Origin of the sequence: Streptomyces sp. NPDC091289 (genome assembly GCF_044757365.1) — a bacterium.
Lineage (GTDB): Bacteria > Actinomycetota > Actinomycetes > Streptomycetales > Streptomycetaceae > Streptomyces.
Genome location: NZ_JBIVUT010000010.1, coordinates 84708 through 110945, shown reverse-complemented (window position 1 = coordinate 110945; position 26238 = coordinate 84708). Strand labels below are relative to the sequence as shown.

At 73.2% G+C, this 26238-nt stretch carries 24 protein-coding genes and 1 pseudogene; 14 read left to right on the top strand and 11 right to left on the bottom strand.

Translation table 11 applies throughout. The features are described 5' to 3' along the window. The first annotated feature begins 7 nt into the window (after positions 1-7). Complete coding sequence (locus ACIQPT_RS15230) at positions 8-1078, top strand: phosphotransferase family protein (protein ID WP_401156125.1); 1071 nt, start codon at positions 8-10, stop codon at positions 1076-1078. Positions 1079-1086: 8 nt separating this feature from the next. Here ACIQPT_RS15230 and ACIQPT_RS15225 read toward each other — a convergent pair whose 3' ends face one another. The 3 genes from ACIQPT_RS15225 to mshA all read right to left on the bottom strand — a co-directional run bounded on the left by ACIQPT_RS15225 (position 1087) and on the right by mshA (position 4972). Then, positions 1087-2934 (bottom strand): glycosyl hydrolase family 28-related protein, encoded by a 1848-nt coding sequence (locus tag ACIQPT_RS15225; protein ID WP_401156123.1) that lies wholly within the window; start codon positions 2932-2934, stop codon positions 1087-1089. A gap of 129 nt (positions 2935-3063) precedes the next feature. Further along, positions 3064-3576 carry a YbjN domain-containing protein gene (locus tag ACIQPT_RS15220; RefSeq protein WP_401156121.1) on the bottom strand — a complete coding sequence of 171 codons (513 nt, stop codon included), beginning with the start codon at positions 3574-3576 and terminating at the stop codon, positions 3064-3066. A gap of 43 nt (positions 3577-3619) precedes the next feature. Continuing rightward, positions 3620-4972, bottom strand: a complete 1353-nt coding sequence (gene mshA / locus ACIQPT_RS15215; protein ID WP_401156120.1) for a D-inositol-3-phosphate glycosyltransferase — start codon at positions 4970-4972, stop codon at positions 3620-3622. A gap of 190 nt (positions 4973-5162) precedes the next feature. Between mshA and ACIQPT_RS15210 the strand changes: the two genes are divergently transcribed. The 3 genes from ACIQPT_RS15210 to ACIQPT_RS15200 all read left to right on the top strand — a co-directional run bounded on the left by ACIQPT_RS15210 (position 5163) and on the right by ACIQPT_RS15200 (position 9119). Further along, positions 5163-5948 (top strand): class I SAM-dependent methyltransferase, encoded by a 786-nt coding sequence (locus tag ACIQPT_RS15210; protein WP_401156118.1) that lies wholly within the window; start codon positions 5163-5165, stop codon positions 5946-5948. A gap of 390 nt (positions 5949-6338) precedes the next feature. Next, positions 6339-7430 (top strand): NlpC/P60 family protein, encoded by a 1092-nt coding sequence (locus tag ACIQPT_RS15205; RefSeq protein ID WP_401156116.1) that lies wholly within the window; start codon positions 6339-6341, stop codon positions 7428-7430. A 306-nt stretch (positions 7431-7736) separates the two neighbouring features. Continuing rightward, positions 7737-9119, top strand: a complete 1383-nt coding sequence (locus ACIQPT_RS15200) for a PP2C family protein-serine/threonine phosphatase (protein WP_401156114.1) — start codon at positions 7737-7739, stop codon at positions 9117-9119. On the opposite strand, the gene ACIQPT_RS15195 is transcribed toward ACIQPT_RS15200, so the two are convergent. From ACIQPT_RS15195 to ACIQPT_RS15185, 3 genes are all read right to left on the bottom strand, one after another. Further along, the gene (locus ACIQPT_RS15195) at positions 9101-9445 is read right to left on the bottom strand and encodes a DUF2516 family protein (protein ID WP_030590517.1); all 345 of its coding nucleotides are present in this window, start codon (positions 9443-9445) and stop codon (positions 9101-9103) included. The two genes, ACIQPT_RS15200 and ACIQPT_RS15195, sit on opposite strands and share 19 nt — an antisense overlap. Positions 9446-9584: 139 nt before the next feature. Next, on the bottom strand, positions 9585-10262 hold the full coding sequence (locus ACIQPT_RS15190) for a hypothetical protein (RefSeq protein WP_401156112.1): 678 nt from the start codon (positions 10260-10262) through the stop codon (positions 9585-9587). 35 nt (positions 10263-10297) lie between these two features. Continuing rightward, positions 10298-10804, bottom strand: a complete 507-nt coding sequence (locus tag ACIQPT_RS15185; RefSeq protein ID WP_401156110.1) for a helix-turn-helix domain-containing protein — start codon at positions 10802-10804, stop codon at positions 10298-10300. 189 nt (positions 10805-10993) lie between these two features. Here ACIQPT_RS15185 and ACIQPT_RS15180 point away from each other — a divergent pair, with 189 nt between their 5' ends. The 4 genes and pseudogenes from ACIQPT_RS15180 to ACIQPT_RS15165 all read left to right on the top strand — a co-directional run bounded on the left by ACIQPT_RS15180 (position 10994) and on the right by ACIQPT_RS15165 (position 14826). Beyond that, entirely contained in the window at positions 10994-11635 is a 642-nt protein-coding gene (locus ACIQPT_RS15180; protein ID WP_401156108.1) for an ArsR/SmtB family transcription factor, read from the top strand. After that, positions 11632-12939 carry an MFS transporter gene (locus ACIQPT_RS15175; RefSeq protein WP_401156106.1) on the top strand — a complete coding sequence of 436 codons (1308 nt, stop codon included), beginning with the start codon at positions 11632-11634 and terminating at the stop codon, positions 12937-12939. Before ACIQPT_RS15180 ends, ACIQPT_RS15175 begins: the two co-directional genes overlap by 4 nt. A 66-nt stretch (positions 12940-13005) precedes the next feature. Continuing rightward, positions 13006-13901, top strand: a pseudogene (locus ACIQPT_RS15170) (aminoglycoside phosphotransferase family protein). Positions 13902-13971: 70 nt separating this feature from the next. Then, the gene (locus ACIQPT_RS15165) at positions 13972-14826 is read left to right on the top strand and encodes an alpha/beta fold hydrolase (protein WP_401156104.1); all 855 of its coding nucleotides are present in this window, start codon (positions 13972-13974) and stop codon (positions 14824-14826) included. A 33-nt stretch (positions 14827-14859) separates the two neighbouring features. Here the strand turns inward: ACIQPT_RS15165 and ACIQPT_RS15160 are convergent, their stop codons facing one another. Next, complete coding sequence (locus tag ACIQPT_RS15160; protein ID WP_401156103.1) at positions 14860-15765, bottom strand: aldo/keto reductase; 906 nt, start codon at positions 15763-15765, stop codon at positions 14860-14862. Then, positions 15762-16679, bottom strand: coding sequence for a reductase (locus tag ACIQPT_RS15155; protein ID WP_401156101.1), 918 nt, complete (start codon positions 16677-16679; stop codon positions 15762-15764). The genes ACIQPT_RS15160 and ACIQPT_RS15155 overlap by 4 nt, the downstream gene beginning before the upstream one ends. 161 nt (positions 16680-16840) lie before the next feature. On the opposite strand from ACIQPT_RS15155, the gene ACIQPT_RS15150 reads away from it, so the two are divergent. The 6 genes from ACIQPT_RS15150 to ACIQPT_RS15125 all read left to right on the top strand — a co-directional run bounded on the left by ACIQPT_RS15150 (position 16841) and on the right by ACIQPT_RS15125 (position 22958). Continuing rightward, the gene (locus ACIQPT_RS15150) at positions 16841-17854 is read left to right on the top strand and encodes a LysR family transcriptional regulator (protein ID WP_401156099.1); all 1014 of its coding nucleotides are present in this window, start codon (positions 16841-16843) and stop codon (positions 17852-17854) included. 188 nt (positions 17855-18042) lie between these two features. Then, the gene (locus ACIQPT_RS15145) at positions 18043-18531 is read left to right on the top strand and encodes a MarR family winged helix-turn-helix transcriptional regulator (protein WP_401156097.1); all 489 of its coding nucleotides are present in this window, start codon (positions 18043-18045) and stop codon (positions 18529-18531) included. 89 nt (positions 18532-18620) lie between these two features. Continuing rightward, the gene (locus tag ACIQPT_RS15140) at positions 18621-20147 is read left to right on the top strand and encodes an MFS transporter (RefSeq protein WP_401156095.1); all 1527 of its coding nucleotides are present in this window, start codon (positions 18621-18623) and stop codon (positions 20145-20147) included. 93 nt (positions 20148-20240) lie between these two features. Next, on the top strand, positions 20241-21242 hold the full coding sequence (locus ACIQPT_RS15135; protein ID WP_401156093.1) for a peptidoglycan-binding protein: 1002 nt from the start codon (positions 20241-20243) through the stop codon (positions 21240-21242). Positions 21243-21534: 292 nt separating this feature from the next. After that, positions 21535-22158 carry an HAD-IA family hydrolase gene (locus ACIQPT_RS15130; protein ID WP_401156091.1) on the top strand — a complete coding sequence of 208 codons (624 nt, stop codon included), beginning with the start codon at positions 21535-21537 and terminating at the stop codon, positions 22156-22158. After that, a complete protein-coding gene (locus ACIQPT_RS15125) occupies positions 22155-22958 on the top strand; it encodes a phosphotransferase enzyme family protein (RefSeq protein WP_401156089.1) in 804 nt (267 codons plus the stop codon). Before ACIQPT_RS15130 ends, ACIQPT_RS15125 begins: the two co-directional genes overlap by 4 nt. Before the next feature lie 58 nt (positions 22959-23016). On the opposite strand, the gene ACIQPT_RS15120 is transcribed toward ACIQPT_RS15125, so the two are convergent. The 3 genes from ACIQPT_RS15120 to ACIQPT_RS15110 form a co-directional block, all read right to left on the bottom strand. Further along, positions 23017-23622: a TetR family transcriptional regulator gene (locus ACIQPT_RS15120; protein ID WP_401156349.1), complete on the bottom strand. Its 606-nt coding sequence runs from the start codon at positions 23620-23622 to the stop codon at positions 23017-23019. Positions 23623-23945: 323 nt separating this feature from the next. Continuing rightward, positions 23946-25196, bottom strand: coding sequence for a GNAT family N-acetyltransferase (locus ACIQPT_RS15115; RefSeq protein WP_401156087.1), 1251 nt, complete (start codon positions 25194-25196; stop codon positions 23946-23948). A 24-nt stretch (positions 25197-25220) separates the two neighbouring features. After that, positions 25221-26207, bottom strand: coding sequence for an asparaginase (locus ACIQPT_RS15110; protein ID WP_401156085.1), 987 nt, complete (start codon positions 26205-26207; stop codon positions 25221-25223). Positions 26208-26238 lie beyond the last annotated feature (31 nt).

Here is a 26238-nt window from a genome sequence, read left to right as displayed (position 1 = left end):
CACCCACGTGTCCGACCAGGCCTCCGCCGCCCCTCTCGCCCGCGTTCTCGACGCCCTCGGGGTCGGCGAACGCGACATCGCCGCGCGCGCCACCCTCACCGGCGGTACGTACAACACCGTCACCCGTGTCACGCTCACCGACGGCCGCGACTGGGTGGTCAAGACGCCCCCGCCGCACACCGCCGCCCTGCGGTACGAACGCGATCTCCTCGTCAACGAGGTCGCCTTCTACACCGCCGCCGCGCGGGCGGGAGGTCCGGTGATCCCTCATGTCGTCCGCAGCGAAGCGGATCCGGCCTCGCCGACCGGCGCGTACCTGGTCATGACCGCCCGCCCCGGCCGCCCCTGGCACGAGGCCGGCATCACGGCGGACACCGGCGACGAGCGTCGGCTGCGCACCGAACTCGGCGAGATCGTGGGACGGTTGCACGCCGTGACCCCGCCCGTCGGTTCCGGTTCCGGTTCCGGATCCCGAACCGGAACCGGCTTCGGCTATCCCGCCGAACCGTTCAGGCCGCTCGCCCCCACCTGGCGTACCGCCTTCACGGCGATGACCGACGCCGTGCTCGCCGACGCCGAGACCTACCGGGCCCGGCTGCCGTACCCCGTCGGCCATATCCGTACGGTGCTGGCGGGCGCGGACCGGCTCCTGGACGAGGTCACCCGGCCCGCCCTCGTGCACTTCGACCTGTGGCCGGGAAACCTGCTGGTCACCGGGGAGCCCGGCGCGCGCACCATCGGCGGGATCATCGACGGCGAGCGGATGTTCTGGGGCGACCCGGTGGCCGACTTCGTCTCGCTCGCGCTCTTCGGGGACATCGAGCAGGACCGGGATTTCCTTGATGGATACGCGCGGTCCGGCGGGACGGAGGTGGGGGTGAGTGTGGGGGTGGAGGTGGAGGTGGAGTTCACCGACTCGCTGCGGGCCCGGCTCGCCCTCTACCGGAGTTACCTCTACCTCATCATGCTCGTCGAGACCGTGCCCCGCGACGTCGGAGCCGAAGCCGCCGCCGAGACCTGGGAGTTGGTCGCGCCCCACCTCGTCGACGCCCTGGACGCGGTCCGGCAGGGCAGCTGAAGCACCCGTCACCGCACGCGCACGCCTCGCTGTGCCTCGTACAGGTTCGCCGGCCGGACCGCCTCCGGACTCCCGTACGCCTCCAGACGGGTGTGCAGGTCGCCGGTGAAGTCGGGGACGTCGATCTGGCCGAACTCCCTTACCTCGCTGATGCCCACGGTCGCGCTGTACGGGGCGAGGCCGTCGATCCTCATCAGCCCGGCCCGTTCGTTGGTGACCCGGATGTTCCAGTGCGTGAAGCGTGCCCCGAACAGCGGGCCCGCGCTCGCGTCGCCGCCGTGGACACCGTTGTTGTTCACCGTGATGTCGGTGCGCACGTTGGCGAACGGCATTCCCCGGTGCGAGTCGAACGTCCCCATCTCCATCCGGCCCCGCGACCAGACGTTGTAGCTGGACAGGCCCTCGACGTTGATGCCGTGGAGCTGGGTGCCGGAGGGGGCGGGCGTGGTGCGTTCGGAGATCGTGAAGTCCTCGGTCAGGTTGTCGTGCGAGCCCTCGCGGCAGTAGTACGGGTGGTGTGCGCCGCGCCCCTCCACCTTCGTACGGCGCAGGGTGCAGGCGGACGCGCCGATCAGGCCGAAGCCGTTGTCGACGTGCCGCACCGTGACGTCGTCGGCCCAGCAGTCGTACGCGCACTGGAACGCGAGGCCGTTGTATCCCTGGTCCAGCAGGTGCGGGGCCTGCGGCTTCTCGACCGCCTCCAGGGTGAGGCCCTCGACGCCGGACCCGGTGAGGGGGGTTACCAGTGTGGTGAGGCGCGGGTTCCATGCGGGGCGCAGGTCGAGCGGGAGCGGGCGTTCCAGGGTGATCCGGCGGCCCTGCACCGCCGTGATACGGACCGGCCATTCGTAGGGGACGTACGAGGTCAGCTTGGTCTTGTCGTCCCAGGCGTACGCCCGCGCGCCCGCGCCGTCGCCCGCCATGTGCTGGAGCAGCGTGTGGCCGGGGTCGTCGGCGAGGCGGAGGAGGACGAGCGCGCCGGGCCGCAGGCGGCGTGCGTCGTCGACCGTGACCGTACGGTCGCCCCGGCGGGCGGGAGCCGGAACGGCGAGCGTGCTCCACTCGTCGCGGCGGTTGCCGGTCCAGCCCTCGAAGGGCCATTCCTTCGCCTGAATCGCGTCGGTCAGGGAGGCCCAACGGTCCTTCGGGCAGAGCCAGATCAGCCCGCCGGCCCAGGACCAGCTGGACTTGTCGCCGCCGTAACGGCTGCCGTAGACGCCGATCAGCTCGGTCAGGCCGCGGGTCGCGTACAGCGTCGTCGCGCCGCTGCCCGCACCGCGCACCACGACGTCGCTGTGGCCGATGCGGATGACGTCGTCGATGCGGTACGTCCCCGCCGGGATGATCACCGTGCCACCGCCGCGCTCTCCGGCGGCGGCGATGGCACGGTTGATCGCGGGCGCGGCGTCGGCCGAGCCGTCGGGGCGGGCCCCGTGGTCGCGTACGACGTCGACGACGAGGCCGCGGGCCGGCCGGCCCGCGGAGGGGCGGCGCGGGAGGGGGGATCCCGCGCGGTAGCCGGCGCGGCCGACGAAGGGGATCTGCGGGTGGGTGAAGGGGGCGGCGGCGAACTCCCGCCAGAGGGCCGCGTCCCGGACCGGCCGGGCCGGGCGGGCCGCTCGGACCGCTCGGGCCGACGACGCCCGGGCCGTCCCCGCCACCCCAGTTGCCCCGGCAGCCCCAGTCGTCCCAGCTGCCCCGGCCGCCCCAGCGGCCTCGGCTGCGGTCGCCGTCCCGGTCGCGGTCCCGGTCACAACGGCCGCCGCCACGGCCACGGCGCTGCCGAGGACCGCGCGTCTCCCGATGCCACCCCGGCCGCCCTCCCGGCCCCGGCCACTCCCCTGTTGTGTCGCCATACCCCGAGCCGCCCTTCATGTATGTGAATGACGTTCATGTGTGCGTTGGCGGTGAGCATGGCATGACTCGGCGGCGCACGGATAGACCCGTGCGCCGCCGAGAGAGCCCTAGGGGTGGAGGTGTGAGCGTCAGCCCGTGGTCGGACGTCGAGTCAGGTGGCTGAACGCGTCCAGGTTCCGCGTGGACTCGCCGCGCGACACCCGCCAGGCGTACTCCTTGCGGATGGAGCTCGCGAAACCGAGCTCCAGGAGCGTGTTGAACGCCCCGTCGGCCGCTTCGAGCACCACGCCGAGCAGCCGGTCCAGCTCCTCGGCGGTGACCACCGACAGCGGCAGCTTGCCGACCAGATAGACGTCGCCGAGCGAGTCGATCGCGTAACTCACGCCGAACAGGCGGAGGTTGCGCTCCAGCAGCCAGCGGTGCACCTCGGCGTCGTTCTCGTCGGGGTGCCGGACGACGAACGCGTTGAGGGAGAGCGAGTGCTTGCCGACGATCAGGGAACAGGTCGTCGACAGCTTGCGGGTGCCGGGCAGCGTCACGACGTAGTTGCCGCGCCCCGGGCTCTCCCATACGAGCCCGGCGTCGTTCAGCGTCGCCTCGATGACCTGGGCCGCTGCTGTTTCGTCGGGTACGTCAGCCATGCAGCGAGCGTACGACAGCCCGGTACGGGCGGCAGGAGGGGCCTCAGCCGTGGTGCGCCGTGGCCCGCCGGCGGTGGTCGCAGAGCGCGGCCGTGTACACGTCGGCGGTCGCCGACGCGGCCGTGTCCCAGCCGAAGGACTGGGCGTGCGTCGCGGCGGCCGCCCCCATCCGCTCGACCAGTTCCGGCGCGTCCGCGAACCGCCCGAGCGCGCGGGCGTACGCCTCCGGCTCGTGGCCCGGCACCAGGAAGCCGCTGACCCCGTCGCGCACCGCCACCGGCAGCCCGCCCACGGCTGCCGCGACGACCGGGGTGCCGGCCGCCTGGGCCTCTATGGCGACCAGGCCGAAGGACTCGCTGTACGACGGCATGACCAGCACCGACGCGGCCCGGAACCAGTCGGCGAGCCGGTCCTGGCCCACCGGCGGGTGGAACCGCACGACGTCGGCGATACCGAGGCGGGCGGCCAGCTTCTGCAGGCCCTCGGGCTTGGCCAGACCGCTGCCGCTCGGGCCGCCGACCACCGGCACGACGATGCGGGAGCGCAGCGACGGATCCCGGTCCAGGAGCACGGCCACCGCGCGCAGCAGCACGTCGGGGGCCTTCAGCGGCTGGATGCGGCCCGCGAAGAGCGGGATCAGCGCGTCCTGCGGCAGGCCGAGCCGGGCCCGCGCGGCGGCACGGCCGTCGGCGGGGCGGAAGCGGTCCAGGTTGACGCCGGGGTGCACGACGGCGACCGCGGCGGGGTCCGCGTCGTAGAAGCGGACGAGTTCGGCGGCCTCCTCGGCGGTGTTGGCGATCAGCCGGTCCGAGGCATTCACGATCTGGGTCTCGCCGATGACGCGGGCGGGCGGCTCCGGGGTGTCGCCCTCGGCGAGCGCGGCGTTCTTGACCTTGGCCATGGTGTGCATGGCGTGCACGAGCGGGACGCCCCAGCGCTGCGCGGCGAGCCAGCCGACCTGGCCGGAGAGCCAGTAGTGGGAGTGCACGAGGTCGTAGTAGCCAGGGCGCTGACCGGCCCAGGCCTGCATCACGCCGTGCGTGAACGCGCAGAGCTGGGCGGGCAGGTCCTCCTTGGCGAGACCCTCGTACGGCCCGGCGTCGACGTGCCGCACCAGGACCCCGGGTGCCAGCTCGACCGCGGGGGCCAGCGAGCCGGTGGTGGCCCGGGTGAAGATCTCGACCTCGATGTTGATCGCGGCGAGGCGTTTGGCCAGTTCGACGATGTAGACGTTCATCCCGCCCGCGTCGCCCGTGCCGGGCTGGTGGAGCGGGGACGTGTGCACGGAGAGCATCGCGATGCGGCGCGGCTTGCGGGAGACCCCGGAGAAGCCTCCGGGGAACCTGAGGCGCGCGGCCGTCCGGGTGGAGCCGAGCCGGGAGACGTACTGGCTCACCTCGTCGGTCCTCCTCGTTCGGGGCATGCTGGGGTGAGGGCACGGGGCCCTCCGAAGGGCGAGAACAGCGGAATCCCGGCATTCATTTCCGCTTTGCCAAATCATTACGTTGCGGGGGCGGCGCGTCGCGCGGCCCCCGCGGGGCCTCCGGGTATCCGCCGCGCCCCGCCCCGTCGCATACGCTCGACCCATGCGCCAGCGCCCCATCGGCACCGCCACCCGCGGGACCACCAACCCGAACCGGCTGCGCCGCATGGACCGCTGGATCGCCGACGCGCACGGCCCCGCCCTGCGCCGCGCCGGGACGCCCCTGGCCGTCGATCTCGGGTACGGGGCCGCCCCCTGGACCGCCGTCGAGCTGCTGGACCGGCTACGCACCGCCGAGCCGCGCACCGTGGTGGCGGGCATCGAGATCGACCCGGAGCGGGTCGCGGCGGCGAAGCCGTACGAGCGCGAGGGGCTGGCCTTCGTGCACGGCGGCTTCGAGATCCCGCTGGAGGTCCGGCCGCTGCTCATCCGGGCGGCGAACGTGCTGCGCCAGTACGACGAGGACCAGGTCGCCGAGGTCTGGGCACGGCTGCGTTCCCGCCTCGCCCCGGACGGACTCCTGGTGGAGGGGACCTGCGACGAGATCGGGCGCCGGCACGTCTGGGTGGCCCTGGGGCCCGAGGGGCCGCGCACGGTCACCTTCGCGACCCGGCTCGGCTCGCTGGAGCGCCCCTCCGACCTCGCGGAACGGCTGCCGAAGGCGCTGATCCACCGCAACGTGCCGGGCGAGCCGGTCCACGCGTTCCTGCGGGACTTCGACCGGGCCTGGGCGACGGCCTCCCCGTACGCCTCGCTCGGCGCGCGGCAGCGCTGGATCGCGGCGGTGCGGGCGATGGCGGCCGACTGGCCGGTGACGGACGGGGTACGGCGGTGGCGGCAGGGCGAGGTCACCGTGCCGTGGGACGCCCTGCGGCCCAACAGCCGCTGAACAATTGCCCGGAAGGGCAGAACTCCTCCGCTCCGGGAACACCGCAGCGGCATCATTCGTCCCAGTGAGTGGGGACAGGAGTGCGTAGGGGCATGGGGACAGGGGGGCGCGGATCGCAACCCGGGCAAGCACCCGGGCAAGCACAGGGGGAATCATGACGAAGTGGCCCACCGGGGGCGGTATGTGACGCGTCAGGTGCCGTCGGCCTCTGTTGCTTTACAGGGCGGCATGGCACGATCGCGACGTTGCCGAAAAGTTACTGACGGTAAGTCAGATATGCGATACCCGGCTTCTGTTGCTTTTCTCGCTTTTGTTGCATTCACCGTAGTCGTTGTCTTTGTCGCCTTCGTCCGGAGGCGGGCCCGGAGTAACCGCCCGGAGGGGGAGCTCGTGAACCGACGCCACTGCGCCACTGCCGCCATCACGCTGGTCTGTGCGCTGGCCCTGCTGACGTCCACGGGCCAGGCCATGGCCGCCCCCGTACCGGAACCGTCGCCCACCCCTTCCGCTTCCTCCTCCCCCGCCGGCTCGCCACCCCGCTACTCCAACGCGGACCTGGAAAAGGTCCGCGAGCAGATCGAGACGCTGTACCGGAAGGCGGGCGCGGCGACGGACGCGTACAACCTCGCCGAGGAGCAGACGAAGAAGCAGTCCGGCGAGATCGTGAAGCTGGCCAAGGCGATCGTCGACGGCCAGGCGCGCATCGCCGCACTGAAGGAACGGGCCGGGGCCCAGGCCCGCGAGCAGTACCGCAACGGCGGCCTGCCGCCCGGCGCGCAGCTGGCCCTGAGCAACGATCCGAAGCTCTTCCTGGACGGGATCAACAAGGTCCGCCAGAGCCAGCAGGCCTCCAAGTCGCTCCTGACCGACCTCAAGCAGACGCAGGAGGACCTGGAGACGTACACCCAGGACGCCAGCGCCAACTGGGAGAAGCTGGAGACGAACCGGGTCAAGCAGGCCAAGGCCAAGAAGAAGATCAACGCCCAGATCAAGGCGGCGGAGAAGCTCGAGTCGCAGCTGGAGAAGAAGGAGCGCGACCGGCTCCGCCAGCTGGAGCGGGACGCCGCGGCCAAGGCGCAGACGGACTGGCTCTCCTCCGGCGCGGTCAAGGACGTCAGCGGTGAGGCGAGCGCGGGCGGAGCGGCGGCGGTGGCCTTCGCGACGGCCCAGATCGGCAAGCCGTACGTCTGGGGAGCCGAGGGCCCCGGCTCGTACGACTGCTCCGGCCTGACGTCCCAGGCCTGGCTGGCGGCGAAGCGGCCGATCCCGCGCACCTCGCAGGAGCAGTGGCGGCTGCTGCCGCGCATCGACATCCAGGACATGCGCCCCGGCGACCTGATCATCTACCACGCCGACGCCAGCCATGTCGGGATGTACGTCGGCGACGGCGCGATCGTCCACGCCCCGCGCCCCGGCCGCAATGTCACGCTGGCGGGCGCGGGCTCGATGAAGATCCTCGGCGTGGTCCGCCCGGACAAGTAGATCCGGACAGGCAGGCCGGACAAGTAGGGGCGCCGACCGGGACGGGCCGGGATGGCCGGGCCACGTGAGCGGGGCCACGCCGCCGTTCACGGGCGGGTGATGTTTGTCATGGGCGCTTCCCCGCCCGTTCGGCGGCCCATCGCGCCGGATCCGTGTCGGGACGCGGCTTATGACGCCGCATATGACAGGGGCCGGTTCCCGTGCGCCATTCCGTTCCCCCACCGCGGACCGCTATCGTCCCCGACTGGCGGATCGTCGATCGTCGGACCGCCGCGCCCTCGGGGGGAGGGAAGGAAATACGAACCGATGCCCGTACCCGTACCGCAGCAGCGATCCGTTCCCGCTGCGGAGACCTCGCACGGCGACCTCACCCTGCTGGTGATCGAGGACGACCCGGCGGGCACCACCATCACCGTCCCCGAGCTCTCGGCCGCGGCCGGGACCCGGGTCCGTATCCGTACCGCCCGTAACCTCACCGAGGCCGCGCGGCTGCTCACCGACGACGTCGACTGCATCCTGCTGGACCTCGCGCTGCCGGTCGCCGGGGCCGGGGCCGAGCCGGCCGAGCCCGGCTCCGAGCCGACCGAGCCGCTCTCCGGGCGGGCCGACGAGCTGGCGGCCCTCACCCACGTACTCCGCATCGCTCCGCTGCACGCGGTCCTCGCGCTGACCGCGCAGGACGACACGGAGCTGGCGGCCGAGGCCGTACGCGTCGGGGCGCAGGACTACCTCTTCCGGGGCGAGCTGGACGCGCGCGTCCTGAGCCGCGCCATCCGGTACGCCGTGGAGCGCAAGCGCGCCGACATCGCCCAGCACCAGCTGACCGAGTCCCGGCTGCGCGCCCAGGAGAACGCCCGCCTCGAACGCGGCCTGCTCCCCACCCCGCTGCTGGACGGCTCCGGCCTGAGCTTCGCCGCCCGCTACCGCCCCGGCCGCAGCCGTGCCCTCCTCGGCGGCGACTTCTACGACGTCGTCCGCACCCCGGACGGCACGGTGCACGCGATGATCGGCGACGTCTGCGGACACGGCCCGGACGAGGCGGCGCTCGGCGTCGAGCTGCGGATCGCCTGGCGGGCGCTGACCCTGGCCGGGCTGTGCGGGGACGAGCTGCTCTCCACGCTCCAGCAGGTGCTGGAGCACGAACGGCAGAGCGAGGAGATCTTCGCGACGCTCTGCACCGTCGACATCGCGCCCGACGGGCGACGGGCCGGACTCTGCCTGGCCGGACACCCGGCGCCGCTGCTCGCCCGCCACGGCCGGCCGGCCCGGCTGCTCCCGTACGAGGACGGCGGCCCGGCCCTGGGGCTGCTGCCGCGGGCCCGCTGGCCGCGCCGTCAGGTCGAGCTGGGCGGCGCGTGGAGCCTGATGATGTACACGGACGGACTCATCGAGGGACGCGTGGGCACCGGCGGCAGCGAGCGGCTCGGCCAGGACGGCATGGTCGCGATGGTCAACAGCCGGCTGGAGCAGGGCCTGGCGGGCGAGGAGCTGCTGGAGGCGGCGGTCGCCGAGGTGCGGGAGCTGAACGGCGGCGAGCTGACCGACGATGTGGCGGTCCTGCTGCTGGGCCGCGATCCGGAGCGGATACGACGATGGGGCGGCAGCGCGTCGCGCTCCCACCCCGCGTCCGTCGACCGGCCGCCGTCCCCGCCCGCGAGGGCGGCGAGGGCTCAGCGCCCGCCGTTGTAGGGACCGTACGGGCCGTCGCTGCTGGAGCCGCCCCTGCGGCCACCACCACCGCCGCCGCCCGAGACCTCCTTGAGCGCGGGGCGCACGTCGACCATGAACACGATCGACGCGACGACGCCCGCGAGCTGCAGGAAGAGCATCGGGATGAGCAGGTTCACGGCGACGGCGACCCCGAGGATCACCAGCCAGAAGGACTTCTTCTTCTTGTCGGCGGCACGGTAGGCGTCCTCACGGGCGGTCGCCGCGAAGACGAACGCGACCACGGCCAGCACCAGCATCGCCAGATAGAGCAGCTGGAGAATCGTGCCGAATCCTGAGAGCAACATGCTGTGTACCGCCTAGTGAGTGGATGAGCGCCCTGCGGCCGAGAGGGCCAAGGTACCGGGACAACGAGCCGGCCACCCGTAAAGGTGCCCGCCCCGCGCCCCGGTCACGCGTACCGCGTCGGGTAAGGACCCGTGAGGGTCACTTGCCGTCGGCCGGCGGGGTCTTCCTGGCCGCGGGCTTGCGCGGCGCGGGCGTCTTCTTGGCCGGCGCGGCCTTGGCCTCGGCGGGCTTCACCGGGGCGGCGGGCTTCACCGGGGCGGCGGGCTTGGCCTCGGTGGGCGCGGCCTTCGTCGCGGCGGGCTTGCCGGCCGGCTTGGCCGGGGCGGCGGGCTTGGCGGCGGGCGCGGCCTTGGGCTTGGGCTCGGCCTCGACGACGGCGGCGATCTCGACGATCTCCTCGGCCGTCTCGCCGCGCCAGGTCCGCACGGTCTGCTCGCCGCGCTCGGCGACCTTCTCGTACGTCTCCCGGGCCTTGATCGCGTACTCGGCGGCCACACCCACACTGCGGAGCGCCAGGTCCTGGGCGTTCTCGCCCAGCTTCTTCAGGTCGGCGGCGTCGAACGAACCGAACACCTCGGTGACCTTCGCCTGGACGGTGGCCTGGGCCTCCTTGGCCTGCGTGGTCACCTTCTCCTGCACGGCCTTGGGGTCGGTGTTGCGCACGGCGTCGATCCGCTCGGGCGCCTCGGCCCGCAGCTGCTCGATCAGCGCCGGGACCTTGCGCGCCTGCTCGACGGCCAGGTCGGCCGTACCGGCGGCGAAGTAGAGGGGGGTGGGGTCGGTGAGGGTCTTGCGCAGGTCATCGGTGATGGCCATGACTGTGGTCCTCCCGGATCATCAGAACCAGCTGTTCAGCTGCTGTGAGGGTCTTGGTCTTCGGTGTCGGTGACGTCCGTACCGGCGTCGTCGCCGTTACGGGGCCCGGCATCGCGGCCCGCGTCGGCGCCGGCGTCGGCGTCGGCGTCCGCTTTCACGTCCGCACCCGCGTCCGCGTCCGCGTCGGGACCGGGGACGAATCCGTTCTCGCGGCGGAAGGAGTCGTAGATCTGCAGCAGCACGTTCTTCTGCCGCTCGTTGATCGACGGATCGGCCAGAATGACCGCCCGCGTCTCCAACTCCTCCCGCTCCCGCTCGTCGAGGATCCCCGCACGCACGTACAGGGTCTCGGCCGAGATCCGCAGCGCCTTGGCGACCTGCTGGAGCACGTCCGCGCTGGGCTTGCGCAGACCGCGCTCGATCTGGCTGAGATACGGGTTCGACACCCCGGTGGCATCGGCGAGCTGCCGCAGCGAGAGCTGCGCTGCACGGCGCTGCTCCCGCAGGTACTCACCGAGATTGCCGACGTTGAGTGATGCCATGACTCGATAGTGCAACACCCTTGCTAACTTTTGCAAGCACATGCTTGCAAAAGTGTCGCGCGCCACGCGAACGGCTTTGCGCGCGAGGCGTGACGCTCACCATTGGTCCCGCCGAAGGCTCCTCGCATCGCCGCATCGCTTCACAACATCTCTTTCAAAACAACTGTTGCAGGTCTATCCTCTGCGCCCATGACCTCTTCTTCCTCGGCCTCTTCTTCTTCTGCGCCGCCCGACGAACCCGCCGTGGAACGGGACGTCCAGCTCGACACCGCCAGGCTGCGCGTGCTCGCCCACCCGTTGCGCGTGAACGTGCTGACCCTGCTGCGCCAGCGCGGCCCGTCGACGGCGACCCGGATCGCCGACGAGCTCGGCATCAACCCCGGTTCGGCGAGCTACCACCTGCGTCGCCTCGCGGCGGGCGGGCTCATCGTGGAGGTGCCGGAACGCGGTACGGGACGCGAACGGTGGTGGGAATCCGCGCACCGCCAGTCGATCCACGACCCGGCCACCGGACCCGTGGAGCAGCGCGAAGCCGGTCGCGCCTACACGCAAGCCGTCGCTCTGGCGTGCGTCGATCGCCTGCAGAGGGCCGCCCAGGAAGTGCCGCTGCTTCCGGCCGAGTGGTACGAGGCCAGTGTGTACAGCGACTTCGCCCTGTGGCTGACCCCGCAGGACGTCGACCGGATGCGGGCCGAGATCTTCGAGGTGATCGCCCGCTATCGGCACAGCGAGGCCGAAGCGCCGCAGGGGGCCTCCCGGGTCTCGCTGCAGGTGCAGGCGTTCCCCGTGCCCGGCACCGTGGATCTCGACGCGGGCGGCAGCGGCATATGACCTCGTACGGCACAGCGACGGCCGGACCGCCCGCGTACCGGGACAGGAACGTCCTGCGCTGGCTCGCCGCCTACACCGCCTCCGTCACCGGCGACGTGGTCTACTTCCTCGCCCTCTCCTGGACCGCCACGCGTGCCGCCGGGCCGTCGCAGGTCGGTCTGGTGATCGCCGCCGGGGCGTTACCCCGGGCCGTGCTCATGCTCGGCGGAGGCGTCGTGGCAGACCGGTTCGGGCCGCGCCGGGTCGCGGTCGCCAGTGACGCGACCCGCTGCGTCGTGATCCTCGCCGCCGCGGCGGCTCTGCTGCTGATCTCGCCGAACCTCTGGCTGCTCATCCCGGTGGCCCTGGTGTTCGGCGTGGTCGACGCGGTGTTCATGCCGGCCGTGGGCGCGCTTCCGCCACGCATCACCGCCCCGGAACAACTCGCCCGCGTCCAGGGGATGCGCGGCCTCTCGATCCGGCTGAGCAATGCCGTGGGCCCTCTCCTGGCGGGCGTGGTGCTCGCGGTGGGCGGCGCGGCGGGCGCGCTCGCGGCCGCCGGTGCGCTGTTCGCCGTCTCGCTGGCCCTCCTGCTCACCGTGCGCGTCTCGCCCCTGCCGTCGCTGCCACAACGAACCACTGCCCGGCGTGAGTTGACCGACGGGCTGCGCTACATCCGCCGGCACCGGATGCTCGCACCACTGGTCACGGTGATCGGGCTGAGCGAGATGTGCTTCAGCGGCCCGGTCGCCGCCGGTCTGGTGCTCCTGGCGGACGAACGCGGCTGGGGCGCGGCGGGCATGGGGTGGATCGCGAGCGCGTTCAGTGTCGGAGCAGTGGCCGCGGCCCTGCTGCTCACGGTGCGGGCCCGCATCCCCCGCGCCGGGCCGGCGATGTCCGGCGCGTTGTTCATCACGGCCGTGGGGGCGGTCGCCCTGGGGCACACGCGGTCTCTGCCGTACGCCGTCGCGTTCGGCGTATTGATCGGGCTGACCAACGGAATCACCACGACGGTGACCGGCGCACTGGTCCAGACGGAGACCGAACCGCGCTATCTGGGCCGGGTCACCTCGGTCACGACCCTGTGCGCACTGGGCCTGGCCCCGATTCTCTTCCCCGTCGTCGGCGTCGTCGTGGCCGTATGGGGCGCCGCCATGTTCTTCACCCTGTGCGGTGGCATCTGCTTGCTCGCCGCGGCGCTCGGTGTCGCTGTTCCCGTGTTGCGTCGCGCCGAACTCCACGGACGTCCGCCTGGCCCTGCCCCATCCCCTGACCCTGGCCCTGGCCCCGGCCCCGGCCTCCGCGATAAATCGGTCGACAGGTAGAGCCGCTGAACACTGTGATGACCCCTACCGTCCGCCTCACGGAGTGGACCGACCGCAGGAGCTGTCTTGGCAACCGCGAGAACCGCGGACATCCGGCCCGAGATCGGCGCCTCACTCGTCAGGCGCCTGGTCGACACCCAGTTCCCGCAGTGGGCGGGACTCCCCTGAAGCTGCTCGACCCGGCCGGCTCCGACCATGTGATCTACCGGCTGGGCGAGGAGCTGGCCGTCCGGCTGCCCCGCCATGCCGGAGCCATCGGTCAGGCCAGGAAGGAGTTCCAGTGGCTCCCGCGACTCGCCCCGCACCTCCCCTTGGCCATTCCGGTGCCGGCCGGAGTAGGGGAGCCCTCCTTCGGCTATCCGTGGCCGTGGGCGGTGTCCCGCTGGCTCGAAGGCGAAGTGGCGACCGTCGACGCGCTGGCCGGCTCCCCTGCGACCGCCGTCGAACTGGCGCGCTTCCTGGCCGCTCTGCAGCGGTTCACGCCCGAGGACCTCCCCGTAACCGCCCTCGAACTTCTCACCAGTTGGTCGTTGTCCGACCGGGACCGCGCGACGCGGGCCGCCATCGCAGAGGCCGACGACGTCTTCGACGCCACGGCGATGACCGAGCTGTGGGACGCGGCCATGAGCGCCCCCGCATGGGACGGCCCTCCGGTGTGTTTCCACGGCGACTTCCATACGGGCAACCTGCTGACCGTCCACGGCCGTATCGGCGCCGTCATCGACTTCGGCGGGCTCGGCATCGGTGACCCTGCCTGCGATCTGATGATCGCCTTCACCCTGATGACGGCCGGCAGCCGAGCCGCGTTCCGGCACACGCTCGGCGTGGACGACGCCACCTGGCTGCGAGGCCGCGGCTGGGCCATGGCCACCGGCCTGAACGCCTACCTCTCCTACGCCGCCGTCGACCCCCGGGTCGCCGCGCAGACCACCCGGCAGATCACCGAGGCGCTCATCGGCTGACCGGGGCCGGACCCGAAACGTCGCGTCCCGGCCCTTGCCTTCGAAGATCGTTCCGTTGGAGCCTTTGGGCATGTCGACTCTTCCGACCTTCATCCTTGTCCACGGAGCCTTCGCCAACTCGTTCTCCTTCGCGCCGCTCCAAGCCGAACTCGGCCTGCTCGGGCACCGCTCGGTCGCGGTCGACCTTCCGGGGCACGGGTTCGAGGCGACCTACCCCGCCGCCTACCAAGCCCCCCAGGATCTCGGCGCCCTCGCCTCGGAGCCGGGGAGCATCAAGGGAGTCACGCTCGCGGACAACGCCGCCCGCGTGATCGAAGCCCTCGAACGGGCCAAGCGGAACGGGCCCACCGTCCTCGTCGGACACAGCCGGGGCGGGGCCACGATCACCGCGGTCGGCAACCAGCGGCCCGACCTGGTCGACCGCATCGTGTACGTCTCCGCCTGGTGCCCGGTCGACCTGACCGTCGGCGACTACTACGCCGAGCCGGAGATGGCGGACGTCGACCCGGCCGCCTTCGCTCCGGCCGCCGCCGGGAACCCGGCCGAACTCGGCCTGATCCGCACCAACTTCCGGACCTCCGACCCGGGCGTACTCGCCGCGTTCCGGCACGCCTTCGCCGCCGATCTCACCGACGACGAGTTCCGGACCTTCCTGAACACCTTCCAGCCCGACGAGAGCCTCGACGCCGGTACGACCGCCGACCGGGCGCAGGCCGCGACCTGGGGGCGGATCCCCAGGACCTACGTGCGCCTGGCCGCCGACACCAGCCTTCCGCCCGCCGTGCAGGACCGCATGATCCGCGAAGCCGACGCCCTCACCCCGGACAACCCCTTCGACGTCCGGACGCTCGACGGAAGTCATCTGCGCTGGCTCGTCCACCCGAAGCCCGCCGCCGAGCTGCTCGCCGACCTCGCGGCGGGCTGACGCCCACGGTCACCTGACCTCCCTGTCCCCCGGTCAGAGGTGGAGGCCCGCCGCCTCCGCCGGCGACAGCGTGAGCCCGGCCGCCGCGGCCGAGTCGCGGGCGGAGACCGGCCGGCGGGCGCCCGGGATCGGGATCAGGACCGGCGACTGGGCCAACTGCCAGGCGAGGCAGATCTGCTGCGGGCTGACGCCGCGCGTACGGGCCAGGGTGTGGAACGGCGTGTCCGGTGCGGGATCGGCGGTGCCCGGGTCGTCGACCGCACTGCGCGAGATTCCGCCGAGCGGGCTCCACGGCAGGAAGGCCAGGCCCAGTTCGGTGCACAGGTCGAGGGTGTCCCGGGTGGCCAGGTGCGCCGGGGAGAAGCGGTTCTGCACCGAGACCAGGCGGGGGCCGAGGATCTCGTACGCCGTACGGATCTGCTCCCCGTCCACGTTGGAGAGGCCGGCCGCCCGGATCGTGCCGGCATCGGCCAGGTCCCGCAGTGCGCCGACCGACTCGGCGAAGGGGACGGCCGGGTCCGGCTTGTGCAGCTGGTAGAGGCCGATGGCCTCCACGCCGAGCCGGACCGCCGAGGCCTCGGCCGCGCGACGCAGGTGGCGCGGGTCGCCGTCCACCGTCCAGGAACCGTCTCCCGGACGGCCGCGACCGCCCTTGGTCGCCACCAGCACCTCCGCCGAACCGCTGCCGTAGGCGGCGAGCGCCCGGGCGATCAGCCGTTCGTTGTGGCCGAGTTCGCCGGCGTGCCACTGATAGCAGTCGGCGGTGTCGATCAGCCGTACGCCGGCGTCGAGTGCGGCATGGATCGTGGCGACCGCCTGCTCCTCGCGCGGGCGCCCCTCGACGGAGAGCGGCATCGCGCCGAGGCCGATGGGTCCCACGGCGATGCCGCCGATGGTGCGGGCGACGGCGGACGTCGTCGGATTCGGTGGGGTCTTCATCGTTCTCGGGCCTCCTTGATCACGCGCGGCAGCCAGTCGGCGACCGCCGAGAAGCCGAAGCCGAGCCGCGATGCCCGGTCGGTGTCCATGGCGTAGCAGCGGTCGAAGGAGAACGGCGAGAGGAGCTCGTCCGGCCCGTTGGCGAGCCGCGGCTCCGCACCGGGCGGCCCGCCGACCACCTCGTCGATCACCTCGCCGATCGCCGCGCACAACTCCCGTGCGTCCAGGGCCCCGTGGGACGCCGCATTGACGGGTCCGGTGAAGTCAGCCGCCGCGGCCCATGCCAGGAAGCGGGCGATCTCCGGCTCATGGACGAAGGACGCGGGCTGCGGCGCGGGGTGAACCACCACCGGCAGGCCCTGCTCGATCCGCTCGACGTAGTGCGCGAGCCGCCCGGTGAAGTCGGCGCCGCCGAGGACATGCGCCGTACGGACCACGGCGACGTCGAACGGCGCCTCCCGCGTGAGCAGCGCCTCCGCCTGGCGCTTGCCCTCGCCGTAGTGGTCCTCCAGGAACCGCTGCTCCGTCCATGGGAGTTGGAGGTCGAACGACCCGACCGACGGGTCGACCGCCTCCTCCGGTAGCGCCGGTCCGCCCGGCCGGCCGAGCTCGGCGTAGACCTCGACCGTGGAGGTCAGCACATAGCGCCGGGTGCGGCCGGCGAAGACCCGGGCGGCGACAGCCGCCTGGAGCGGCGAATAGCAGACCTGGTCGACCACGGCGTCGAAGCGCCGGCCGCCGAGCGCCGCCCGCAGTGCGGCCTCGTCGTCGCGGTCGGCGAGCAGGTGGGTCACGCCGCGCGGCGCGGGCGTCGACCCCCGGTTCACGACGGTCACCGCCGCCCCCGAGTCCCGGAGTTCCCCGATCAGCCGGCGCCCGAAGTGGCGGCTTCCTCCGATCACGCACACGTCCATGCCGCGGCCCCTTTCCCGTACGTCGTCCCGCGAGTTCTGCGTCGTCACTGCTTCGCACTGCGTCGTACTGCTTCGCACCGCGTCGCCTTCGGCCTTCAGTCTGCTCAGCCCCGATCAACGGCGGTAGTGTCGATCGAGGCACCACGTCATTAGGAGAACTGTTGATCGACGTTCAGCGGCTGGCCGTCCTGCGCGAGGTCGCCCGGCACGGCAGCTTCAATCGGGCGGCCCTCGCACTGCACTGCACGCCCTCCGCGGTCTCGCAGCAGATCGCCGCCCTGGAGCGCGGCCTCGGCGCGCCCGCGGTGGAACGCTCCACCCGGGGCGTCACGTTGACGGACGCGGGCCGACTGCTGGTGGAGGCGGCGGACTCGATCGCCGCCGAACTGTCCGACACCCAGCGGCGCATCGACCGGCTGGCCGCCGAGCGGATCGCCCTCACCGTCGCCACGTTCGCCAGCGGCGGCCGTCGACTGCTGCCCGCCGCACTCTCCGGCTTCGTCGCCGACCACCCGGAGGTGGAGCTGACGATCCTGGAGGCGGAGCCGGAGGAGAGCCTGCCCGGCGTCCGGGAGGGGCGGGCCGATCTCGCCCTCGCCTACCACTTCGACGGGCCACCGCCCGCCCGGCCCGGCGACCGCTCCGGCCTGGACTGGACGCCCCTCGGTGTCGACCCGCTGCGGGTCGTCCTGCCCCGGGTCCACCCCGCGGCGGCACGCTACCTGGACCGGCCGGAGCCGCCACATCTGGCCGAACTCGCCGACCAGCGCTGGATCCTGGGCTGCCGCAAGTCGGCCGCCCAGCTCGCCGGCCACGCCGAACTGGCCGGCGTCGAGCTGCGGATCTCGTGCACGGCGACGGATTACGACTTCGCCCAGTCGCTCGTCCGCGCCGGCGTCGGTATCGCGCTGATCCCCGAGATCGGCCTGACCCGGGACCCGGAGCTGATCGACTTCCCGCTGGCCGAACCGAGCCCGCGCCGCCACCTGGGCCTGGCCCTCTCCCGCCGCCGGCGCGGCCCCGCCGCCCGCCTGGCCGAGGAGCTGGCATCCCGGATCCTGGCCCAGGCCCAGTCCCAGGCCCAAGCTCAGCCCCAGACCCAGACCTGGGCCCAGGTCCTCGACGGGGAGCGCGCCCTCGGCGGCACACAGGAGCCGGCCGGACCCGCGCGGTAGCCCGAGCCACGCCCGTACCGACGGAGCCACACCGTGCCTCGTCCGCACCGCATCGCACCGCATCGCACGGAGCTGCGCCGGGCCGCTCCACCGCCGGAAGCCACCGGAAGCCGCCGGTAGCCGCCGGTAGCCGCCGAACATCCCTTTCCGGATGATCCATCACGGATCGAATGGTTACGCTGGATGCCATGACCGCCATGACACCCACCCGCACCGCCCCCGACCTCTCCTTCCTCCTCGACCACACCAGCCACGTCCTGCGGACCCGGATGTCGGCGGCGCTCGGCGAGATCGGGCTCACCGCCCGGATGCACTGCGTCCTGGTCCACGCCCTGGAGGAAGAGCGCACCCAGATCCAGCTCGCCGAGATCGGCGACATGGACAAGACCACGATGGTCGTGACGGTCGACGCGCTGGAGAGCGCCGGGCTCGCCGAGCGCCGACCCTCCAGCCGGGACCGGCGCGCCCGGATCATCGCGGTCACCGAGAAGGGCGCCACCCTCGCGCAGCAGAGCCAGACCATCGTCGACCAGGTCCACGACGAGGCCCTGGGGGCCCTGGGCGCGGACGACCGCGCCGCCCTGCTCAAGGCGCTGAACGCGCTGGCCGCCGGACATCTGGCCACGCCCGTGGAGAGCCCCCGCACGGTGCGCCGGGCGCGCCAGACAGCGAAGTAGGAAGCCGGGCGGACCGTAAGAGATAGTCCGCAACAAAACCATCTGCTACGGTCACACCTGTCGTCGCCTCCATCGACAGGAGTGGACCCATGTCTGCCGACGCCCTGCCCACCTCCGCGCACCGCCCGCCGCAGCCGCCGCCACCGCCACCCACAGCCCGGACCCGGGCGCTCGCCCTCGGCGTGATCGCCACGGGGATGCTGATGATCGTGCTCGACGGTTCGATCGTGACCGTCGCGATGCCGGCCATCCAGGACGACCTCGGGTTCACGCCCGCCGGGCTCAGCTGGGTGGTGAACGCCTACCTGATCGCCTTCGGCAGCCTGCTCCTGCTGGCCGGCCGGCTCGGCGACCTGATCGGCCGCCGGCCGATGTTCCTGGCCGGGACCGTGCTGTTCACCGCCGCCTCGCTGGTCGCGGGGGCCGCCTCCTCGCCCGCCGTACTGATCGCCGCCCGATTCGCGCAGGGCCTCGGGAGCGCGATGAGCGCCGCGGTGGCCCTCGGCATCCTGGTCACCCTGTTCACCGAACCCGCCGAACGCGCCCGCGCCATCGCCGTGTTCTCCTTCACCGGCGCGGCCGGGGCCTCCATCGGCCAGGTGCTCGGCGGTGTCCTCACGGACGCCCTGAACTGGCACTGGATCTTCTTCATCAACCTGCCGATCGGCCTCGCCGTCCTCCTCGTCGCCCGGCGCGTCCTGCCCGCCGACCGGGGCCCCGGTCTCGCCGCCGGGGCCGACGTGCTCGGGGCCCTGCTCGTCACCAGCGGTCTGATGCTCGGCATCTACACCGTGGTCGAGGTGGAGTCGTACGGGTGGCTCTCGGCGCACACCCTGGGCCTCGGCGGCCTCGCACTCGCGCTGCTCGCCGCCTTCGTCGTACGGCAGGCCACCGCGCACACCCCCCTCATGCCCCTGCGGATCCTGCGCTCGCGGAACGTGTCCGGCGCCAACCTCGTCCAGATGCTGATGGTGGCCGCGCTCTTCGCGTTCCAGGTCGTCATGGCGCTCTACCTGCAGAAGGTCCTCGGTTACGGGGCCGCCGCCACCGGGCTCGCCATGCTGCCGGCCGCCGTGGTCATCGGAGTCGTCTCGCTGGGGTTCTCGGCGCGGCTCGCCACCCGGTTCGGCGAGCGGGCCGTCCTGCTGACCGGGATCGGGCTGCTGGTCGCCGCCCTCGGGCTGCTCGCCAGGCTGCCGGTGCGGGCGGACTACGTGAGCGATCTGCTGCCCGTGATGCTGCTCGCGGCCGGGTTCGGGCTCGCGCTCCCGGCGCTCACCTCGCTCGGCATGTCGGGCGCGGGCGACGACGACGCCGGGCTCGCCTCGGGCCTCTTCAACACGACCCAGCAGATCGGCATGGCGCTCGGCGTGGCCGTCCTGTCCACCCTGGCCGCCGGCCGGACCGAGGCGCTCGGCGCCGCCGGACTCCCCTCGGACGAGGCGCTGACCGGGGGCTACCGGCTGGCGTTCACCGTCGGCGCGGGGCTTCTCGTCGCGGCCTTCGTCGTCGCGGCCCTGATGCTCCGGCCGGGGCGCACCGGAGGGGCATCCGCACGCTCAACTCGGCGAAACGATCCGCGCGTTGGGCCCAGCGGTGGGCCCGTGGGCCCCTGACAGGACCGCCGGCCGGGCCTACCGTCTATGCGGGTAGATCCTCGTATCCCGCTCGCCCCACGCCACGCGCCGACCCGCTTCGAGGGAGACCTGATGTGCCGATCCTGTGCAACCACCGCCACGCCGGCCGGACTGCCGGTGGACGCGGAGGGCCCGGTCCACGGACTGTCCCGTCGGGGGCTGCTGGCCGGGCTGGGCCTGGGCGTGCTCGCCGTGAATCTGTCGGCGGGGGCCTCCACGGCGACAGCGACGGCGACAGCGTCGGCAACGGCGTCCGCGAAGAACGGGGCATGGGCCAATCCCGCCCTGGGGCGGTTCCCGGCCGGCGGCCACTACGGCGCGCCCCGAGGCGGCGCGTCCCACGCCGGCCAGGACGTCAGCAACTCCACGGGGACCGCCGTCCACGCGGCGGCGGCGGGCACGGTCGTCCGCCGGTCGTGGGGCGGGGGCCTGCCCGGCCGGACCGGTAACGCCCTGGTGATCGCGCACGGCAGCAACCAGTACACGTACTACGGGCACCTCAGCGCCTACCGGGTCGCCCTCAACGCCAAGGTCACGGCCGGACAGCGGATCGCCGACATGGGCGCCACCGGCAATGTGACCGGACCCCACCTGCACTTCGAGACGCACACGGGAAGCCTCGGCACCACGGTGAACCCGGTCGGCTTCCTGGCCGCCCGGGGTGTGGACCTGGCCGGCGGCTGGTCGAGGATCGACCCGGGTGCGAGCGGTGCCACCGTCGTCGTGATGCAGCACCTGATGACCCAACGCGGCCACGCGCTCGTCGCCGACGGGCAGTACGGGTCCGTGTCGGCCGAGGCGGTCAAGCGGTTCCAGCGCTCCAAGGGGCTGGCGGCCGACGGCCAGGTCGGCCCGGCCACCTGGCCGGTGCTCGTGTACACCCTGCGGCAGGGCGGCGGCGGGTCCCACGTCCGGGCCCTGCAGACCGCGCTCAACAAGCGCGGCGCACGGCTGGCGGTCGACGGCGGGTTCGGTTCCGTCACCACGAGCGCCGTACGCGCCTACCAGAGCGCCAACCGCCTGGTGGCCGACGGCGAGGCCGGCCCGGTGACCTGGCGGGCGCTGACCGGCTGACCGGCCGGCCCGCCTCCAAGTGTGGGGCGCGCGGTGACGCGTGCCGCCCCGCAGGCCGCCCGAAGGGGCGGTTGTGGTCGGCCATGAACGGTCCGGCGGCCGTTTATGGTCGACCACGCAGCACCGCACCACCACAGCGCCTCACCACCGCATCGAAAGCCGCCGTAGGAGGCCAGCCATCAGCACGCGTCACGCCCCGGGCAGCAACGACCGCACCCCGACCGGAGCCGCCCCCTCCCCCGCTCTCTCCCCCGCTCTCGCGCCTGCCCCCGCCGGGCGCGCCTTCGACGCCGTGCTCTGCGATCTCGACAACGTCGTCCGCTTCTACGACACCGCCCCGCTCGCCGCCCTGGAACGGGCCGCCGGACTGCCGGAAGGCACCACGACGGACGTCGCCTACGCGCCGGAGGTCGATCTCCCGCTGCTCCTGGGCCGGATCACCCCGGACGCCTGGGTGGAGTCCATCGCCGCGGGGCTCACGGAGCGGGTGGGCGCGGACCGGGCCCGCGAACTGGGCCGGGCCCTCGCGGACGCGCCGTTCCGGGCCGACGGGGAGGTGGTGTCCCTGCTGCGCCGGGCCAGGACCCATGTCCCCCTGGTCATCGTCACCAACGCCACCCTCCAACTGGACGCCGATCTGGCCCTGTTGGGCCTGACCGACCTGGCCGACGCGGTCGTGAGCAGCGCGCTGGAGCAGGTGGCCAAGCCCGACCCGGCCATCTACCGCATCGCTGCCGAGCGGGCGGGCGTACCGCCGGCACGGTGCCTGTTCGTCGACGACCGCCAGGAGAACGTCGACGCGGCCGCCGCCCTCGGCATGACCGGCGTCCTCTACCACGAACCGGCCGACCTTCGGCGGGCGTTGGGGCCGTGCGCGGAGTATGCGTACGCGCAGGACACCGGGGCGCGGCGGTGACGGACGCCGTGGGCCGGGAACCGGAGGTGCTGCCCGGCGGGCTGGCCAACGCCGGAGCCGTCCTCCGCCACGGCGACGCCGTCGAACGCCCTGCCCCACCGCACGTCGCCGTCCTGCACGCCCACCTCCGGGCCCTCCGGGAGCAGGGATTCGACAGCGTGCCGGTACCCCTGGGCGTCTCCGCCTCGGGGCACCGCGAGCGGCTCTCGTACGTCCCCGGCGAGGTCGCCATCGCCCCGCATCCGCCCTGGGCCTGGACGGATGAGGCCCTGCACTCCGTGGGGGCGCTGCTCCGGCGGATGCACGACGCGACGGCGGCCGTTCCGTTCGACCGTGGGGTGGGCTGGCCCTGCGACCTGGCCGATCCGGAGGGGGCGACGGCTCCCGGCGCGGTGGTCTGCCACAACGACGTGTGCCTGGAGAACGTGGTGTTCCGGGGCGGTCGGGCCGCCGCCCTCATCGACTTCGATCTGGCCGCGCCCGGCCGGCCGGTGTGGGACGTGGCCATGGCGGCGCGCTATTGGGTGCCGATGCGGGGACGTGCCGGTCTCGACCCGCCGCACCGCCTGCGCGTCCTGGCCGACGGTTACGGACTGGGGCGCGCGGACCGTGCCGCCCTGCCTCGGGTCATCGAGCGGGCCACCGCGGTGTGCCGGGCGTTCGTCGAACGGCGGGTGGAGCGGGGCGACCCGGCGTACACAGCGGTGTACGACGTAAGCGGGCGTGCGGTGTGGGACCGGCACCAGTCCTGGCTGGTGGACCACCGCCGCGCGCTGACCGCTGCCCTGCTCGCCGACTGACCGCCACCGCGAAGCGGCCGAAGCCTCACTGCCGAACCGGCGGCCCCCATCGCCCCCCTCAGCCGCGCGGCCGGGGCTCCAGCCCTGTCCGCAGCTGGACGAACGCCTGCTCGGCCGCCTGCACCGCGCCCGCGTAGACCCGGTCCGCGCTCTCCCCCGCGTCGATCCGCCGCCAGTTGTCCAGGGCCAGGATGCGCAGGACGGCGATGATCTGCCCGGCCGCGAGCCGTTCGGGCGCGCCGCCGCCGAGGGCGCGGGCGAGGGCCGCCTCGGAGCGGCCCTGGTAGGCGTACATGCGGGCCACCAGCGACGGCGTTCCGTACAGCAGGCGGAGGAACGCCAGCACTTCGGGCACGTCGCACAGGCCGGTCACCGGGTCGCGGCGGTCGAGGCCGTCGAGGAAGTGGCGGCGCAGGGCGTCCAGCGGGCTGTCGCCGGAGGGGCGTCCGGCGACCACCCGGGCGGGCTCGTCCTCGTGGTCGGCGAACCGGTGCAGCACCAGGTCCTCCTTGGCGGGGAAGTACCGGAACAGTGTCGGCTTGGAGATGTCCGCCGCGGCCGCCACCTCCGCCACGGACACCTTGTCGAAGCCGCGCTCCAGGAACATCGCGATGGCCGCCTCGGAGACCGCCTGGTAGGTCAGCTGCTTCTTGCGCTCCCGCAGACCGACCGGCGCCGCGGCCGGGGCCCGGGGCGAGGCCGGAGCCTGGGCCGGGGCCGCGGCCGGGGCCGGGGCCTGGGCCTGGGCCCGGCGACGCTGCCGCGCGTGGCCGGCGGTCTGCCCGTCGACGCCGCCCTCGGGATCGCTCCCGGGATCGTTGCCGACTCCGCTCCCGACTCCGTTCCCGGGGTCGTTCTCGGACGCGCTCCCGGCCTTCTCTCCGCTCATGACCATGAAGCGTACGCCCTTGACCTCAAGCGGACTTGACCTCGCCGCCCGGGGCGTGGGTGCCCTCGGCGTCTTCCGGATCAGCGCCGCCCGTCACCTCAGAACACGTCCGGGCACCACGGCCGCCGGCCCGTACGGAACGCCGCGTCCGCCGTTGTCGCCGCACCCGCCCGCAGCTCCTCGGCCCGGCCCAGGTCCACCAGCCGCCGCACGGACTCATCGCCCAGATACAGCGTGGACAACTCCCCCACCCCCAGGGCCAGATCGGCGCTCCGGGTGGTCGGGACGCAGCGCGCGCCGGAGGGTGAGGCGTCCAGCAGGAAGCGGCCGCCGGCCAGGCCCGCGTCGTCCCGGACCTCCAGGACCAGCGACGCCTCGGTGCCGTAGGTCCGGGCCTCCAGGGCGCGCGGCACGTCCAGCATCCGCAGCCACAGCCAGTCCGTGTCGGTGATGATCCGCGCCGCGCGCGGGTCGGGGAGCAGCAGCGGGAGCAGGTCGTCGGGGGCGCGGTAGCCCGAGCGGACCGTGGTGATCCAGTCGATCGAGCAGACGTAGTGCCACAGGGCCCGCTCAGCCGCCGGGTTCAGCGCGATCAGGTCCCGTACGGAAGCGGTGTTCAGCGGCTGCTTGGCGTCGCTCCACTTGTCGTCCGCGCCGTACACCAGCAGGCCGTCGACCGTGCCGTCGGCGGCGCGGTGCACCACGTAGAAGGGCTCGACCCACGTGTCGTGGTCCGCGCGGGGCGCGACCCCCGTGCGCTGCCGCCACCAGCGCTCGCCCCGGCTGACCACGCCCGGCTGCCGGGCCGCCAGCGCCGCATGCACCTCGGGGCCGATCTTGCGGACGTCCGCGCCGTCCACCATCTCGATCCGGCCGCCGCCCGCCGGCTGCCCGGAACGGCGCGGGTCGAGGCCGGCGCGGTGTACGGAGACCTCCCACACGGTGTTCCAGGTGGCGGGGCCGAAGCCGAACCGCCCGTAGATCGGGTACTCCGCGGCGATCAGCGAGGCGAGGGGCTCGCCGCGCTCCTTGGCCGCCGCCAGGTCCGTCGCCATCATCCGGCTGAGCAGTCCGCGCCGGCGGTGCGTGGGCGTCACCGTCACCCCGGTGATCGCGTCGGCCCGCACGGTGGCCCCGCCCACCACGGTCAGCTCCTGGGCGAACGAGCGGAACGTCGCCACGCAGCGCCCCGCCTCGAACGCGCCCTGCGTACGGGAGAGATCGGCGTCGGCGAACTTGTCCGCGACGACCTCCTCGCCCGGTGTGCCCGGTGTCAGGAATCCGTTCCCCACCGCCCCCATCCAGTCGGCGGTCTCGGACGCGGTGACGGTACGGACTTCAAGGCTCATTCCCCCACGCTAGGCACGCGCGCCTCAGAATGTCGCCCGAATTTCCCCGACCTCCGCCGCCCCGCCGAGCAGCGGCGAACGCCCGATCCGGGCGACCACCGGGGCGTCCACGTCCAGCAGTTCCAGGGCCCGGGCCAGCACCGGGCCGAGCGCCCGGACGGACCCGTCGTCGATCTTGAAGGCGAGGGCCCGGCCGTCGGCCAGGGCCACCGCCTGGACCGCCTCGGCGCCCATCTTGGAGAGCGTCCCCGGCACCGCGCGCATCAGCCAGGTGTCCGGCCGCCGGGTGCCCGCGACGTACTCCGGGTGGGCGCGCATCGCGTCCGCGACCCGGCGCTCCGCGCTGCCGGGCTCGGCCAGCACGAAGGACCGGAAGGCGCGGGCCAGCCCGGTCAGCCCGATCGCCATCAGTGGGGCCCCGCAGCCGTCCGTGCCGAGCGCCGCGACGGGCTCGCCGGCCGCCTCGGCGACGACCTGGCCCACGAGCTGCTGGAGCGGGTGGGCGGGGTCGAGGTAGGTCGCGGTGTCCCAGCCGTTGCGGACGCAGACGGCGAGCATGGCCGCGTGCTTGCCGGAGCAGTTCATCGTGATCCGCTCGCGTACGTTCCCGCTCGCGAGGTAGGCCTCCGCCTCCACCGGGTCCAGCGGCAGGTCCGGCGGGGTCTGCAGGTCGGCGGTGCTCAGTCCGTGCTCGGCGAGCATCTTCCGCGCGAGGTCGAGGTGGAAGGGCTCCCCGGAGTGGCTCGCGGCGGCCAGCGCCAGCCGCTCGCCCGACAGGTCGAGGCCGGCCCGCAGGATCGCGGCCGCCTGCATCGGCTTGTTGGAGGACCGGGGGAAGACCGGCGCCGCCGGATCGCCGATCGCCCGCTCCACGCTGCCGTCGGCGGCCAGCAGCACCAGCGACCCCCGGTGGTGCCCCTCCGTGAACCCGGAGCGCACGACCTCGGCGAGGACGGGCGGAGCGGGGACCGGGGCGGAGGATATGGCGGACGGGGCGTCGGTCGACGTCATGGTGGCCTTCCGGGGACGGGGGTGCGGGACC